General features: G+C 67.0%; 16 protein-coding genes. 12 read left to right on the top strand and 4 right to left on the bottom strand.

Annotation, left to right across the window (positions count from 1 at the left end; genetic code table 11):
* Positions 1-200: 200 nt before the first annotated feature.
* The 12 genes from upp to F3J18_RS20070 all read left to right on the top strand — a co-directional run bounded on the left by upp (position 201) and on the right by F3J18_RS20070 (position 10,947).
* A complete protein-coding gene (gene upp, locus F3J18_RS20125; RefSeq protein WP_013698908.1) occupies positions 201-851 on the top strand; it encodes a uracil phosphoribosyltransferase in 651 nt (216 codons plus the stop codon).
* 376 nt (positions 852-1,227) lie between these two features.
* Complete coding sequence (locus F3J18_RS20120) at positions 1,228-1,956, top strand: YebC/PmpR family DNA-binding transcriptional regulator (RefSeq protein ID WP_166913824.1); 729 nt, start codon at positions 1,228-1,230, stop codon at positions 1,954-1,956.
* 107 nt (positions 1,957-2,063) lie between these two features.
* Entirely contained in the window at positions 2,064-3,341 is a 1,278-nt protein-coding gene (gene purD, locus F3J18_RS20115) for a phosphoribosylamine--glycine ligase (protein WP_017920323.1), read from the top strand.
* 140 nt (positions 3,342-3,481) lie between these two features.
* Entirely contained in the window at positions 3,482-4,408 is a 927-nt protein-coding gene (hemF, locus tag F3J18_RS20110; RefSeq protein WP_025096495.1) for an oxygen-dependent coproporphyrinogen oxidase, read from the top strand.
* Positions 4,409-4,425: 17 nt separating this feature from the next.
* Entirely contained in the window at positions 4,426-5,157 is a 732-nt protein-coding gene (locus F3J18_RS20105) for a nicotinate-nucleotide adenylyltransferase (protein WP_240156414.1), read from the top strand.
* A gap of 1 nt (position 5,158) precedes the next feature.
* Positions 5,159-5,605: a ribosome silencing factor gene (gene rsfS / locus F3J18_RS20100; protein WP_013698913.1), complete on the top strand. Its 447-nt coding sequence runs from the start codon at positions 5,159-5,161 to the stop codon at positions 5,603-5,605.
* A 48-nt stretch (positions 5,606-5,653) separates the two neighbouring features.
* Positions 5,654-6,124, top strand: a complete 471-nt coding sequence (gene rlmH, locus F3J18_RS20095; RefSeq protein WP_025096497.1) for a 23S rRNA (pseudouridine(1915)-N(3))-methyltransferase RlmH — start codon at positions 5,654-5,656, stop codon at positions 6,122-6,124.
* A 41-nt stretch (positions 6,125-6,165) separates the two neighbouring features.
* Positions 6,166-6,807 (top strand): Maf family protein, encoded by a 642-nt coding sequence (locus F3J18_RS20090; RefSeq protein WP_036035491.1) that lies wholly within the window; start codon positions 6,166-6,168, stop codon positions 6,805-6,807.
* 7 nt (positions 6,808-6,814) lie between these two features.
* Positions 6,815-8,284 (top strand): ribonuclease G, encoded by a 1,470-nt coding sequence (gene rng, locus F3J18_RS20085; RefSeq protein WP_025096499.1) that lies wholly within the window; start codon positions 6,815-6,817, stop codon positions 8,282-8,284.
* Positions 8,285-8,575: 291 nt separating this feature from the next.
* Positions 8,576-9,109 carry a PAAR domain-containing protein gene (locus F3J18_RS20080; RefSeq protein WP_166913822.1) on the top strand — a complete coding sequence of 178 codons (534 nt, stop codon included), beginning with the start codon at positions 8,576-8,578 and terminating at the stop codon, positions 9,107-9,109.
* 116 nt (positions 9,110-9,225) lie between these two features.
* Positions 9,226-9,840 (top strand): VRR-NUC domain-containing protein, encoded by a 615-nt coding sequence (locus tag F3J18_RS20075; RefSeq protein WP_345891751.1) that lies wholly within the window; start codon positions 9,226-9,228, stop codon positions 9,838-9,840.
* 15 nt (positions 9,841-9,855) lie between these two features.
* Entirely contained in the window at positions 9,856-10,947 is a 1,092-nt protein-coding gene (locus F3J18_RS20070; RefSeq protein WP_166913818.1) for a type VI immunity family protein, read from the top strand.
* Positions 10,948-10,986: 39 nt separating this feature from the next.
* Here F3J18_RS20070 and F3J18_RS20065 read toward each other — a convergent pair whose 3' ends face one another.
* From F3J18_RS20065 to F3J18_RS20050, 4 genes are all read right to left on the bottom strand, one after another.
* Positions 10,987-11,655: an RraA family protein gene (locus F3J18_RS20065; protein WP_025096502.1), complete on the bottom strand. Its 669-nt coding sequence runs from the start codon at positions 11,653-11,655 to the stop codon at positions 10,987-10,989.
* Positions 11,652-12,692, bottom strand: a complete 1,041-nt coding sequence (locus F3J18_RS20060) for an amidohydrolase family protein (RefSeq protein ID WP_166913816.1) — start codon at positions 12,690-12,692, stop codon at positions 11,652-11,654. The genes F3J18_RS20065 and F3J18_RS20060 overlap by 4 nt, the downstream gene beginning before the upstream one ends.
* A gap of 29 nt (positions 12,693-12,721) precedes the next feature.
* Positions 12,722-14,044: an MFS transporter gene (locus tag F3J18_RS20055; protein WP_105827015.1), complete on the bottom strand. Its 1,323-nt coding sequence runs from the start codon at positions 14,042-14,044 to the stop codon at positions 12,722-12,724.
* 189 nt (positions 14,045-14,233) lie between these two features.
* Entirely contained in the window at positions 14,234-15,133 is a 900-nt protein-coding gene (locus tag F3J18_RS20050) for a LysR family transcriptional regulator (protein WP_025096505.1), read from the bottom strand.
* Positions 15,134-15,262: the final 129 nt, after the last annotated feature.

Genomic DNA, 15,262 nt, shown 5'->3' with positions numbered 1-15,262 from the left:
CGCGCCGGCCGCCCCGCATGCCGGCGCGAGCCGGGCGCGGGCGGCCTTGCCGGACCACCGGCGGGCTCGCCGCGCGAGAGAGGTCGATAATATCCGGATCGCGGCCGCCATCTTCGGTAAACTTGCGCCACCGAGCCGGCGCCATCCGCGCCGCGCTCCCCGAACCAGACGATCCCTCTTTCTGCCGCACGCCGCCCGTCATGACCCAGGACAGCCGCTTTCCGAACCTCTTCATCCTCGATCACCCGCTGATCCAGCACAAGCTCACGCACATGCGCGACAAGGACACGTCCACGCGCACCTTCCGCGAGCTGCTGCGCGAGATCACGATGCTGATGGGCTACGAGATCACCCGCAACCTGCCGATCACCACCAAACGGGTCGAAACCCCGCTGGTCGAGATCGACGCGCCGGTGATCGCCGGCAAGAAGCTGGCGATCGTGCCGGTGCTGCGCGCCGGCATCGGCATGTCCGACGGCCTGCTCGACCTGGTGCCCTCGGCGCGCGTGGGCCATATCGGCGTGTTCCGCGCCGACGACCACCGCCCGGTGGAATACCTGGTGCGCCTGCCCGACCTGGAGGACCGCAACTTCATCCTGTGCGACCCGATGATCGCCACCGGCTACTCGGCGGTGCACGCGGTGGACGTGCTCAAGCGCCGCAACGTGCCCGGCGAGCGGATCTCGTTCCTGGCCCTGGTGGCCGCGCCCGAGGGCATCGAGGTGTTCCGCCAGGCGCATCCGGACGTGAAGGTCTATGTCGCCTCGCTCGATTCGCACCTGAACGAGCACGCCTACATCATCCCGGGCCTGGGCGACGCCGGCGACCGCCTGTTCGGCACCAAGAACTAGGCGCATCGCCCTTGCCCGCCGTCCCGCCGCGCGGCGGGGCAAGGACAAGGGCAAGGGACAAGCCCGGCGGCCGAGCGCGCCGCCCCGCCATCCGCCTCGCCATTCTCCTCGCGCCGCCCCCGCCCCGCATCCAGGGCGCCGCAGCCGAAGCCGCCGCGGCCCGCCCCGCGCGCGCGACGCCCGGCGCGCGCTTCGCCGCATGGTAAAATCGCCTGCTTCGCGTCCGTGGCCCGGCCAGGGCCGCGCCGATCCCGCCGCCCCCGATGCGCGCGGGCGGGACGCGAAGCCGGGACATCTCGCGACGGCGCCATCGGGCGCCCCGCAACACATCGCTTAAGACATGCCCGCCGCACGGCGCGGGTGACGGAGAACTGGTATGGCTGGTCATTCCAAATGGGCCAACATCAAGCATAAGAAGGCAGCGGCCGACGCCAAGCGCGGCAAGGTCTGGACGCGCCTGATCAAGGAAATCCAGGTGGCGGCCCGCCTGGGCGGCGGCGACGCGAGCTCGAACCCGCGCCTGCGCCTGGCGGTCGACAAGGCGGCCGACGCCAACATGCCGAAGGACAACGTCAAGCGCGCGATCGATCGCGGCGTGGGCGGCGCGGACGGCGCGAACTACGAGGAAATCCGCTACGAGGGCTATGGCATCGGCGGCGCGGCGATCATCGTCGACACCATGACCGACAACCGCGTGCGCACCGTCGCGGAAGTCCGCCACGCGTTCTCGAAGTACGGCGGCAACATGGGCACCGACGGCTCGGTGGCCTTCATGTTCGATCACGTCGGCCAGTTCCTGTTCGCCCCCGGCACCTCGGAAGACGCGCTGATGGAAGCCGCGCTCGAGGCTGGCGCCGACGACGTCAACACCAACGAGGACGGCAGCATCGAGGTGCTGTGCGACTGGCAGGAATTCTCGAAGGTGAAGGACGCGCTGGAAGCGGCCGGTTTCAAGGCCGAGCTGGCCGAGGTGACCATGAAGCCGCAGAACGAGGTCGAGTTCAGCGGCGACGACGCCGTCAAGATGCAGAAGCTGCTCGACGTGCTCGAGGACCTCGACGACGTGCAAGAGGTCTACACCAACGCGCTCATCGTCGACGAATGAACGCGAACCGGTCCGTCTTTCGCGTGAAAGGCGGCCACCGCCAGGTTCCGCGGCCGGCCCGCTCGACGCGCGCCGGCCGCCCTATTTTCTAGTCTGCGGGGAATCCCATGAAACTACTCGTCGTCGGTTCCGGCGGCCGCGAACATGCGCTCGCCTGGAAGCTCGCCCAGTCGCCGCGCGTTCAGACCGTCTACGTTGCGCCCGGCAACGGCGGCACCGCGCAGGATGCGCGCCTGAAGAACATCGAGCTGAGCTCGCTCGACGATCTCGCCGATTTCGCCGAGAACGAGCAGGTCGCCTTCACCCTGGTCGGCCCGGAAGCGCCGCTGGCGGCCGGCATCGTCAACCACTTCCGCCAGCGCGGCCTGAAGGTGTTCGGCCCGACCAAGGAAGCGGCGCAGCTCGAGAGCTCGAAGGACTTCGCCAAGGCGTTCATGAAGCGTCACGGGATCCCCACCGCCGAATACGAGACCTTTACCGAGGCGGCCGCAGCGCATGCCTACATCGACGCCAAGGGCGCCCCGATCGTGGTCAAGGCCGACGGCCTGGCCGCCGGCAAGGGCGTGGTGGTGGCGATGTCGCTGGACGAGGCGCACGAGGCGGTCGACATGATGCTGTCGGGCAACAAGCTCGGCGACGCCGGCGCGCGCGTGGTGATCGAGGAATTCCTCGACGGCGAGGAAGCCAGCTTCATCGTGATGGTGGACGGCAAGCATGCGCTGGCGCTGGCCTCCAGCCAGGACCACAAGCGCCTGCTCGACGGCGACCGCGGCCCCAACACGGGCGGCATGGGCGCCTACTCGCCCGCGCCGATCGTCACGCCGCAGATGCACGCGCGCGTGATGCGCGAGATCATCATGCCGACCGTGCGCGGCATGGAGAACGACGGCATCCGCTTCACCGGCTTCCTCTACGCCGGCCTGATGATCGACAAGGACGGCAATCCGCGCACGCTGGAATTCAACTGCCGGATGGGCGACCCGGAAACCCAGCCGATCATGGCGCGCCTGAAGAGCGATTTCTCGAAGGTGGTCGAGCAGGCGATCGCCGGCACGCTCGACACGGTCGAGCTCGAATGGGACCGCCGCACCGCGCTGGGCGTGGTGCTGGCCGCGCACGGCTACCCCGACGCGCCGCGCAAGGGCGATCGCATCAACGACATCCCCGAGGAAAACGGCCATTCGGTCACCTTCCACGCGGGCACCAGCTTCGACGGCGACAAGCTGGTCACCTCGGGCGGCCGCGTGCTGTGCGTGGTGGGCCTGTCGGACTCGGTGCGCGGCGCGCAGCAGGCCGCCTACGACGCGATCAACCAGATCAACTTCGAAGGCATGCAGTACCGCCGCGACATCGGCCATCGCGCGCTGAACCGCAAGCAGGGCTGAAGCCCGAGCGCGCCGCCCGGCATCCGTGCCGGGCGGCGTTTTTCATGGCGCGCCGCGCGCGCCTGGCCGCTGCCGGCGGAAGGTCTACAATCCGGCAATCGATATCCGCGCCGCATCGTCCGCGCCCCCTTTCCGAAGCCATGAGCACCGATTCGACTTTCGACACGCAGCGCGTACGCGCCTATCTGGAAACGCTGCAGTCCCGCATCGCCGACGCGCTCGGCGCCTTCGACGGCACGCCGCTGGCCACGCACGCGTGGCGGCGCGGGCCCGAGGAGCGCCTGCGCGGCGGTGGTTGCACGCGCATCCTCGAGAACGGCGCGTTCTTCGAGCGCGCGGGAATCGGCTTCTCGGACGTCTCCGGCGACGCGTTGCCGCCCTCGGCGAGCGCGGCGCGCCCGCAACTGGCCGGGCGCGGTTTCGAGGCGCTCGGCGTGTCGCTGGTGCTGCATCCGCGCAACCCGCATTGCCCGACCGTGCACATGAACGTGCGCATGTTCGTGGCCACCAAGGCCGGCGAGGCGCCGATCTTCTGGTTCGGCGGCGGCATGGACCTCACGCCCGTGTACGGCTACGAGGAGGACGCGCGCGACTTCCACGCGGCCTGCCGCGATGCGCTGGCGCCGTTCGGCGGCGAGTACTACCCGCGCTTCAAGAGCTGGTGCGACGAGTATTTCTTCCTCAAGCACCGCAACGAGACGCGCGGCATCGGCGGGATCTTCTTCGACGACCTGTCGGAGCCCGGCTTCGAGCGCTCGTTCGAGCTGATGCAGGGCGTGGGCGACGCCTTCCTCGCCGCCTACCTGCCGATCGTCGAACGCCGCCGCGACACGCCCTACGGCGAGCGCGAGCGCGAGTTCCAGGCCTACCGGCGCGGCCGCTACGTCGAGTTCAACCTGGTGTTCGATCGCGGCACCCTGTTCGGCCTGCAAAGCGGCGGGCGCACCGAGTCGATCCTGATGTCGATGCCGCCGCTGGCGAGCTGGCGCTACGACTGGCAGCCCGAGCCGGGCACGCCGGAGGCGCGCCTGTACAGCGATTTCCTGGTGCCGCGCGACTGGCTGTGAGCCGCTCGCCCGTTCCCATGGGAAGCCCTGACCGAAAAGGACCCGTTCTGGATACCCAGGCTCGACCGACTCCCCTGCCGCGCCGGATCGGCATCCTCGGCGGCACCTTCGACCCGATCCACGACGGGCATCTCGCGCTCGCGCGTCGTTTCGCCGAGGTGCTGGGGCTGACCGAGCTCGCGCTGATGCCGGCCGGCCAGCCTTACCAGAAGCGCGACGTGTCGGCCGCCGGGCACCGGCTGGCGATGACGCGCGCCGCGGCCGCCTCGCTGGCCCTGCCCGGCACGCAGGTGACGGTGGCCACCGACGAGATCGAGCACGAAGGCCCGACCTATACCGCCGAGACGCTGCTGCGCTGGCGCGAGCGGGTCGGCCCCGAAGCCTCGCTGTCGCTGGTGATCGGCGCCGACCAACTGGTGCGGCTCGATACCTGGCGCGACTGGCGGCGCCTGTTCGAGCTGGCTCACCTGTGCGTGGCCACGCGGCCCGGCTTCGAGCTGTCGGCGGCGCCGCCCGTGGTGGCCGCCGAAATCGCCGCGCGCCGCGCCGAGGCGGCCGAGCTGCAAGCGAGCCCGGCCGGGCGCGTGCTGGTCGATACCACGCTCGCCTTCGATATCGCCGCCACCGATATCCGCGCGCATCTGCGCGAATGCATCGCGCGTCGCGCCCAAGTCCCTGACGCGGAGGCAGAACACGTGCCCTCCGCCGTCTGGGCCTATATTCTTCAACATCGTCTCTACCATCCCTGATATGGATATCCGCAAACTGCAGCGCGTGATCGTCGACGCCCTCGAAGACGTCAAGGCGCAAGACATCAAGGTGTTCAACACCAGCCACCTGACCGAACTGTTCGACCGCGTGATCGTCGCCAGCGGCACCTCGAACCGCCAGACCAAGGCGCTCGCCTCCAGCGTGCGCGAGAAGGTCAAGGAAGCCGGCGGCGACGTGGTCAGCTCCGAAGGCGAGGACACCGGCGAATGGGTGCTGGTCGACTGCGGCGACGCCGTGGTTCACATCCTCCAGCCGGCCCTGCGCCAGTACTACAACCTGGAAGAGATCTGGGGCGACAAGCCGGTGCGCCTGAAGCTCGGCGGCAGCGGCCCCGCGCGCGCCTCGGAAGCCGACGAGGAGGAGGACGGCGAGGAGGCCGCGCCGGCCGCCCGCCCGGCCCGCAAGACCGCCGCGCGCCGTCGCTGAAGCCGTGCCGCCGATCCCGGCCCTCGCCTCCGAAGCAGGCCTGAAGCCATGAAGCTGCACATCGTCGCGGTCGGCCACAAGATGCCCGGCTGGGTAGCCGACGGGTTCGACGAATACGCCAGGCGCATGCCGCCCGAGCTGCGCATCGAACTGCGCGAGCTCAAGCCCGAGCTGCGTTCGGGCGGCCGCGGCGCCGAGAGCGTGATGGCCGCCGAACGCGTCAGGATCGAGGCCGCGCTGCCCAAGGGCGCGCGGCTGGTCGCGCTCGACGAGCGCGGCCGCGACTGGACCTCGATGCAGCTCGCCCAGGCGCTGCCGGGCTGGCAGCAGGACGGCCGCGACGTGGCCTTCGTGATCGGCGGCGCCGACGGGCTCGATCCCGAGCTCAAGGCCCGCGCCGACCTGCTGCTGCGGATCTCCAGTCTCACGCTGCCGCACGGCATGGTGCGCGTGCTGCTGGCCGAGCAGCTTTACCGCGCGTGGAGCATCACGCAGAATCACCCCTACCACCGCGCATGACGCGCCGCGTTCGCGCGCCGTCATGTGCCCCAACGAGAACCATGACGATGTCCGACCGCCTCCTGCCCGATTCGACCTACCCGTTCGTCTATCTCGCCTCGCAGAGCCCGCGCCGGCAGGAGCTGCTGCGCCAGCTCGGCGTCGCCTTCGAGCTGCTGCTGCCGCGTCCCGACGAGGATGCCGAGGCGCTCGAGGCCGAGCTGGCCGGCGAGGCGGCCGACGACTACGTGGTGCGCGTGTGCTCGGCCAAGGCCGACGCGGCGCGCGCGCGGCTGGTGACCAGCGCGCTGCCGGCCGCGCCGGTGCTGGTGGCCGACACCACGGTGACGATCGACGGCAAGATCCTCGGCAAGCCCGCCTCGGCCGACGAGGCGCTGGCGATGCTGGCGCGCCTGGCCGGCCGCCGGCACGAGGTGCTGACCGCGCTGGCCGTGGTCGATGCCGAGGGCAAGCCGCTGATGCCGGCGCTGTCGCGCTCGGTGGTGCAGTTCGCGGCGGTCGGCGCCGAGGCGCTGGCGCGCTACGTGGCCAGCGGCGAGCCGTTCGGCAAGGCCGGCGCCTACGCGATCCAGGGCCGGGCCGCAGAGTTCGTCGAGCGAATCGACGGCTCGCATTCCGGTATCATGGGTCTGCCCCTTTTTGAGACCGCCGCGCTGCTGCGCGCGGCGCGCGTCGCCTTCTGAGCCCACCATGAACGAAGAAATCCTGATCAACATCACACCGCAGGAAACGCGGGTCGCGCTCGTGCAGCAAGGCGCGGTGCAGGAGCTTCACGTCGAGCGCACGCTCTCGCGCGGCCGCGTCGGCAACATCTATCTCGGCAAGGTGGTGCGCGTGCTGCCGGGCATGCAGTCGGCCTTCATCGACATCGGCCTGGAGCGCGCCGCCTTCCTGCACGTGGCCGACATCTGGCAGCCGCGCCTGCCGGGCGACACGCACAACAGCACGCCGCACCAGCCGATCGAGAAGACCGTGTACGAGGGCCAGACGCTGATGGTCCAGGTGATCAAGGACCCGATCGGCACCAAGGGCGCGCGGCTCTCGACCCAGGTCAGCATCGCCGGGCGAACGCTGGTCTACCTGCCGCAGGAACCGCATATCGGCATCTCGCAGAAGATCGAGAGCGAGGCCGAGCGCGAGGCGGTGCGCGCGCGCCTGACCGCCGTGATCCCGGCCGAGGAGAAAGGCGGCTACATCGTGCGCACCATCGCCGAGGACGCCACCGGCGAGGAACTGGGCGCCGACGTCACCTACCTGCGCAAGACCTGGGCGACCATCGTCGCGCAGGCGCAGCGGCTGCCGCCCACCAGCCTGCTCTACCAGGATCTCGACCTGGCGCAGCGCGTGCTGCGCGATTTCGCCAACGACGACACCTCCAAGATCCAGGTCGATTCGCGCGAGACCTTCGCGCGGCTGTCGACCTTCGCGCGCGAGTTCACGCCGGCGGTCAGCGCCAGGCTGCACCACTACACGGGCGAGCGGCCGCTGTTCGATCTCTACAACATCGAAGCCGAGATCCAGCGCGCGCTGTCGCGGCGCGTCGACCTGAAGTCGGGCGGCTACCTGATGATCGACCAGACCGAGGCGATGACGACCATCGACGTCAACACCGGCGGTTATGTCGGCGCGCGCAACTTCGACGACACCATCTTCAAGACCAATCTCGAGGCCGCGCATACCATCGCGCGGCAACTGCGGCTGCGCAACCTCGGCGGCATCATCATCATCGACTTCATCGACATGGAGAACGCCGAGCATCGCGACGCCGTGCTCGGCGAGCTGAAGAAGGCGCTGTCGCGCGATCGCACGCGCGTGACGGTAAACGGCTTCTCGCAGCTCGGGCTGGTGGAGATGACGCGCAAGCGCACTCGCGAATCGCTCGCGCACGTGCTCTGCGAGCCCTGCCCGGTGTGCCAGGGCAAGGGGCAGGTGAAGACGCCGCGCACCGTCTGCTACGACGTGCTGCGCGAGATCCTGCGCGAATCGCGGCAGTTCAATCCGCGGGAGTTCCGCGTGATTGGCTCGCAGCAGGTGATCGATCTGTTCCTCGACGAGGAGTCGCAGCACCTGGCGATGCTGATCGACTTCATCGGCAAGCCGGTGTCGCTGCAGGTGGAATCGAACCTGAGCCAGGAGCAGTACGACATCGTGCTGATGTAGGGTTCGGATTCGCCTCGGACACAAACGCGCCTCCACCTCGAATGACGAGCTGGAGGCGCGGCTACATGAGCGTAGCGATGATGCGCGAATCAAATCGGCTCATCGATATTCGGTTGCGTCGGCGGAGCAAAAAAGCGCTTTTCGTTCGCCGAGTCAAACGGCCAGGGCATTCATATCGCGTGCCCGGCACGCCTGATAAATAGAGAAATAGACAAGCTTGAGGGCGGACAATAACGCCCCCTGCAGCACTGGTACATTCGCCCCGACATTCCAAGGAGAGGGCCAAGTACCATGGGATTTGCATTTATCCGCGAAGGCGACGCGAGCTCGCACGGCGGTCGCGTACTGGCGTGCGACCCGACCAACACAGACGACGGCAAGCCCATCGCGCTGATCGGCGACATGGTGTCCTGCCCTCGTTGCGGCGGCATCTTTCCGATCGTGCGGGTGAAGACCGAACTGCGTATGAGCTTCAACGGTCGAGCCGTCGCCAGCGAGGGCGACATGACGGCTTGCGGTGCAACGCTCATTGCCTCGCAAAGCAACGCGACAGCCTCGCCTGCCACTTCCAGCGCATCGGGCTCGATAGGAGGCGGGGTCAGTGTCCTGCTCCGATCCTCCGCTTCGAACGAGGCCGGCCCTCACCGTGGTCGCTTCCTGGTCGTCGACGATGATACGGGCGAGCCAATCGCAAACTACCTGTATGTCGTCAGCAGTTCCGATGGACAAGTCATCAACGGGGCCACCGATGCCAACGGGTACACCGACTGGCTCGATTCGAATAAAGAGGTGTCGCTGAAGTTCCAGCACGCGAGCCCGACATGACGGTTGACTCGCGAGACACCCACTCCGGCTCGACAAGACCGAGGACAGGACCGGGACATGGTCGAACCAACACGATACGCGCGCGCCGGGATTCCCTCGATCCTCGGGACAGGCAGGTGCTGTGCGCTGTCGTATGCAAGTGCGACGCGGTGCCGTCGATCGGCCTTGGCGGCCAGCGGCTCAAGCAGCAGTGTGTCAGCGGGCGGTTAAAGCTAGCCGATGCGCTTGGCGACAACCAGAGCCCGTATAAAGCCGAGATCAATTACGACATGTCGAAAGAGCCACCCGCCCCGATCATGGACTCGGGTGTCGTGACACGAGCCCATGCCTATCTACCTGGATGGATTCAAAGATACTGGCCGGGCGGCCTCGGTGGCTATACCCCAGGTATCGGGAGTATCCGCCGGCCCGATGTCGTCATCGTCAATGCGCCCTCACTGCCGCCCACGCAAGACAATATCAAAAATGTCGTCGAGATAAAATTTCCCCCGGACTCGATCAATCGCAAACAAACGCGTGCCTATGCTCGAATAGCTGGCGATCCCGCGAAAGTGGTCAATATGAAACCGTCCGATTGCGGACGCTCCGCCGATCAGCCGAAGCAATCATCGAGTGCAGTCTCGAAATCCTCGTCATTGACTCTACAGGGGCTTGCCAGCCCCGGATTGGAAGAACAATTAGGCAGTCATCTCGCTCCTCTGCCACCGCCACCATCGTTGCCGCTTCCTTAACGATTCGCTGATGCCATGTCAAACACCGAGTTCGAATTACGCGTACAAGAATTGGCCAAGGTCGGGATGATGCCTTATGCGGCCTTTGAAAATCGCTACCAACATGACGGTGTCGGAGCGGCGCTGGTCGTTCGGGCGGCGCTGTATTTCAAGAGCGGCTTCTCGCCGGAAAAGCGCAGCGCAATCGCGCACATCTTCGAGGCGTACCTCAAAATCGCGAAGGCGGCAAAGGGGGAAGTGGGTAGCGCCCCTCTCAGATGGCTCTGGTTCAACGGCAAGCGAGCATTGCCGTTCTCCAAAGCACCTGCGTTGTCGGCCTTGAGACACGATGTCGGAGAAAACGAGGCGTTCGACGCGACGTATGTAGGGGGCGAGGCAGCGCGCGACGCGTCCCTCTACGAATTCACGACATTCTGCCTGGAGAAATGGCAATCCGAGCTGGGGACTCGTGGACTCGATACGCTTGTGTTGACCCTCCCCGTTCCATTTGTGCGCTCGACACCGGAAGCATTCACGTCCCTGTTTCAGGATGCTGCGACAAGGCTGGACGCCATACACGGTCATGCCGGTCTGGCTGTCAATCTATCGCCCACCGGCCGTGAAGAAAACGAGAGCAGCGAGTACTTCATGGCGCAGCAGCTAGGCCCTGGAGTAGATGTCGGAGATCCTCTTGCCATGAAAGTCGCCGACCTTGTCAACCAGATCAAGACCATCGACTGGCTCACGCTGATCGACGCCACCATGCTATCGAAAGTCGGTGGAATCGACAGGCTTCGATCGGAGTTGCCGCCCGACTGGTATAGCGTTGCTCCGTGTGCACAAGGTGTCATGATCCGCGCCGGGGTCCTTCCTCAAGCCGGGGTTCGAGACAGAGATGGCGATACGGCAGCCCCCCCTCCCGCCTACATCGTCCTCAACGCAGCACTGCGCGCCCTCATTCCTGATTCGATCAGCATTCTTCAACAGGGAGCAGTGAATGGTGAAGCCCCGGTCTACAACTCAAAAACAAGCAGCAACGCATGGCTGCGCCGTTTCGACGTATCGGCCGAGCAGCTTCTCGCCGCAAAAGCGGCCGTACTCGACACGCCGAGGCTGCCGTCTCCATAGCAGCGAGGCGTCGCAAGAGAACACGCGCCCGCCCGCGCCTCACCCATTCATCATCCGATCAAGCTGCGCCCCCACCCACGAGCGATCGAAGCGCCCCTCGGCGATCGACTTCAGCGCCGCTTCCTCCTTGGCCGCCTGCCTGCGCGCCCCCTCGATCACCGCCGCCACGTCCGACGGCGCGATGGCCAGCACGCCATCCTGGTCGCCCACCACGATATCCCCCGGGTGCACCACCATCCCGCCGACGCTCACCGGTACGTTGATCTCGCCCGGCCCGTTCTTGTACGGCCCGCGATGCGTCACGCCTCGCGCGTAGACGGGGAAATCGCGCTGGCCTATCGACGCCACATCGCGAATCGCGCCGTCGATCACCAGCCCCTGCACGCCGAGCCGCTGCGCGAAGCTCGCCATGATGTCGCCCATCAGCGCCTGCGTGAGCTCGCCGGCGCCGTCGATCACCAGCACGTCGCCGGGACGGCAATGATCAAAGGCGCGATGGATCGCGAGATTGTCGCCGCCGCGCGTGCGTACCGTGACCGCCGTGCCGGCCATCGGCCTGGGCCGGTGGAACGGACGCAGCCCGGTCGCGCCGCTGGCACGGGCCATGTTGTCGCTCAACAGCGATACCGCCAGCCCGCGCAGGGCCTCGAGCGTGGCGGCACTCGCCTGGGCCGCCGATTCGTATTCGCGCCATCCGACCGGATTCATGCCACTGCTCCCTGGTTCGATCCCTGTCGTTCGAGCTGGGCCGACAAACGCCCGTAAACAGCGCGTGCATTGCCCTCGAAGATGCGCTGTCGATCTTCCTCGTCGAGCCATTCGATCGCGTCGATATAACGGCGCGTGTCGTCGAAATGGTGGCCGGTTTCGGGATCGATGCCCTGCACCGCGCCGATCGTCTCGGAGGCGAACAGGATGTTCTTCGCCGGGATCACCTTGGCCAGCAACTCGGCACCGGGCTGGTGGTAGACGCAGGTATCGAAGAACACGTTGTTCAGCAGATGCTCGCCGAGCAGCGGCCGCTTCATGTCCTGCGCCAGCCCGCGATAACGTCCCCAGTGATACGGCACCGCGCCGCCGCCGTGCGGGATGATGAACTTCAGCGCCGGGAAATCGGCGAACAGGTCGCCCTCCAGCAATTGCATGAAGGCGGACGTGTCGCCGTTGAGATAATGCGCGCCGGTCGCATGGAAGTTCGGATTGCAGGACGACGACACGTGGATCATCGCCGGCACGTCGAGCTCGACCATCGCTTCGTAGAGCGGATACCAGGAACGATCCGTGAGCGGCAGCCCGGACCAATGGCCGCCCGACGGATCGGGATTCAGGTTGCAGCCGACGAAGCCCATCTCGAGCACGCAGCGGCGCAGCTCGGCGATGCAGTTCTCCGGGCCCGTGCCGGGCGCCTGCGGCAGTTGGCAGACACCGACGAAATTGCGCGGAAACAGTTCGCAGACGCGATGCACGAGTTCGTTGCAGGCGCTCGACCACACGGCGTTGGCCTCGGCCGGCGCGAGATGATGGCCCATGCCGGCCGCGCGCGGCGAGAAGATCGTGAGATCGGTGCCGCGTTCGCGCTGGATGCGAAGCTGCCCGCCCTCGATGCTTTCGCGAATCTCGTCGTCGGAGATGACGGGGCGCGCGGGCGGCGCAAGGCCGTCCCTCAGCGCGGCGATCTGCTTCGCGCGCCATGCCTCGTGCTGCGGCGGCGAGGTGGTGTAGTGACCGTGACAATCGATGATCATGCTGGGTTTCCGTGTCATTGCGTTTGGGTTCAGGTGTGGGCGGCGCGATCGGCCGCGTGCAGCGACGCGCCGTCCCCGCCGGCGGGCTTGATCCGCATCAGGAGGGCGATCAGGGTCGCCACCGCGAGGAAGGCCGCGATGCTCAGCAAGGCGAGCTTGAAATTGCCCGTCGCGTTGCGCACCAGGCCGATGCTCCAGGGCCCGACCAGCCCGCCGAACTGGGCGATCGTATTGATCAGCGCGATGGTCGCCGCGCCGGCCGCGCCGGTCCGGAACGACGAGGCGAGGCTCCAGAACAGCGGATTGCCCGCGTAGATGAAAAAGCCCGTGACACACAGCAGCGCATAGGAAAGCACCGGATTCGGCGCGTAGGCGCTACCCGCGATGGCCAGGGCGCTCATGCCGTAGACGAAGGCGAGATGCTTCCTGCGGTCGCCGCTGCGATCCGAGCTGCGGCTGATGAGGAAGGTGCCCAGCACGCCCAGCAGCGGCGGCGCGGCCGACAGGAAACCGACCTCGATATTGCTCAGCTGCCCGAAGCTCTTGATGATCTGCGGCAACCACAGAAAGAGCCCGTAGATGCCGACCAGCGCGCAGCCGAACAACCCGGCGAGGCTCCATACGCGGGCGTCCCCCGCCACGCGCAGCAGCGGGACATGGCCCGCGCCGCCGAGGGCCGCGCGCTCGCCCGCGAGCGTCGTCTCCAGCCAGCGCTTCTCGTCGTCGGCAAGCCAGCGGGCATCGGCGGGACGCTCGGTCATGATGCGCAGGGTGAGCAGCCCCAGCAGCATGGCCGGGATGCCCTCGAGGATGAACATCCACTGCCATCCCTGCAGGCCGAGCACGCCGTTGGCATAGGTCATCAACGCCGTCGAGAGCGGGCCGCCGAGCACCGCCGAAAACGAGCCGGCGATGATGTAGCCGCCCACCGCGCGCGCCCGGTAGCGCACCGGGAACCAGTTCGTCAGGTACACCGCGATGCCGGGCAGGAAACCCGATTCCATGATGCCGAGCAGGGCACGCAGCACGTAGAAGCTCCTGGCGTCGAACACGAAGGCGGTGGCGGCGGCCACGGCGCCCCAGGTGAGCAGGATCCGCGCGATCCAGCGGCGCGCGCCGACGCGATGCAGCAGCAGGTTGCTCGGCACTTCGAGCAGCATGTAGCCGACGAAGAACATGCTGCCCGCCAGGCCGAACACGGCCGGGCTGAACCCCAGCGCCTTGTTCATGTCGAGCGCCGCGAAGCCGATGTTGATGCGATCGAGGTAGTTGAAGAACATCATCGCGAAAAGCAGGGGCATCAGCCGCCTGTACACCTTTCGCATGGTCGCTGCTTCGTCGAATGGGCTCATGCCGTCTCCATGTTCTTTTCATCGAATCGCGAGGGCTCTGCGGCCCTGCTCGATACACGGCCTGCGCCGTTTTCCGGCTCGGGCCGGGCGCATCTGCGATGCATGCCGGTGCCGGGCACGAAAATCGATGATAGGAAGCATGGCGGCCCGCGTCCAAGACGCGTTCCTTATGCTTTCATAAGGCTTTGCTTATAGTGTTTCGCCTTGCAGCGGCGGGGGAAGGCAGGCGAGGAAGCTGCGCAGATGGGCCGAATCGTCAGCGGTGCGAAACGTGGCGGCGAGCGTCGACCAGCGGGAGGCGCCGGGGCCGACGAGATGACGGTACACCACGTCCGTGCGTCCCTGGCGCGCCACCGACTCGCCGACGAAGGTCACGCCGAGCCCGGCGGCGACGAGCGCGATCGCTGTCTGGATCTCGTAGGCCTGATGCGCGACGAAGGGCGTCACGCCCGCATCGCGATACAGGGACAACACGGTGCGCTTGAATTGCGCGTTCTGGTGTTTCGGGTACAGGATCAGCGGCGTGTCCTCGAGCTCGGCGATGCGCAGCTTCTTCCTGGCCGCCAGCGGATGATCGGGCGACAGCACCGCCACCACGTGTTCGCGCAGCAGGGAATAGGAGGTGCAGCCGGGCATGTCGAGCGGCTGGCGGCCAATGCCGATGTGGATGCGCATGTCGCGCAGCGCATCGGCCTGCTCCTCGGTGAGCATCTCGAACAGCTTCAGTTCGACTTCCGGGCAGCGTTGATGAAAGGCCTTCAGGGCGGGCGGCAGGATGCTGTACATCGAGGAGCGCGTGAAGCCGATCGACAACCAGCCGCGCTGCCCGATGCCGATTTCCTGCGCGCCGAGGCTCGCCTGTTCCCAGGCGCCGAGGATCTGCCGCGCCTCGGTGCAGAAATAGTGGCCCGCCTCGGTGAGCTGCAAAGGCCGCCTGGCGCGATCGACGAGCTTGGTGCCGAGCCGCTCCTCCAGCAAGCGGATCTGCTGGCTCAGCGCCGGTTGCGCGATATGCAGGCGCTCGGCGGCGCGGCTGAAATTCAGTTCCTCGGCCAGGATGACGAAGCACTGCAAGGACCTGAAATTCATGGCGACGTTCCTGGAATGCGGTGAGCGACGCGCGCCGGATCCTGCGAGGATGAGGTGCGCGCGGCCCGTCGGTTCGGGAGGGCAATGATGTCATAAAGCGTAGGGAAACCTGCTTCCCCTTGTCATCTT

The sequence above is a fragment of the Burkholderia sp. Ax-1720 genome (assembly GCF_011753035.1).
GTDB lineage: Bacteria > Pseudomonadota > Gammaproteobacteria > Burkholderiales > Burkholderiaceae > Burkholderia > Burkholderia gladioli.
This window is presented reverse-complemented; position numbering and strand designations above follow the sequence as displayed.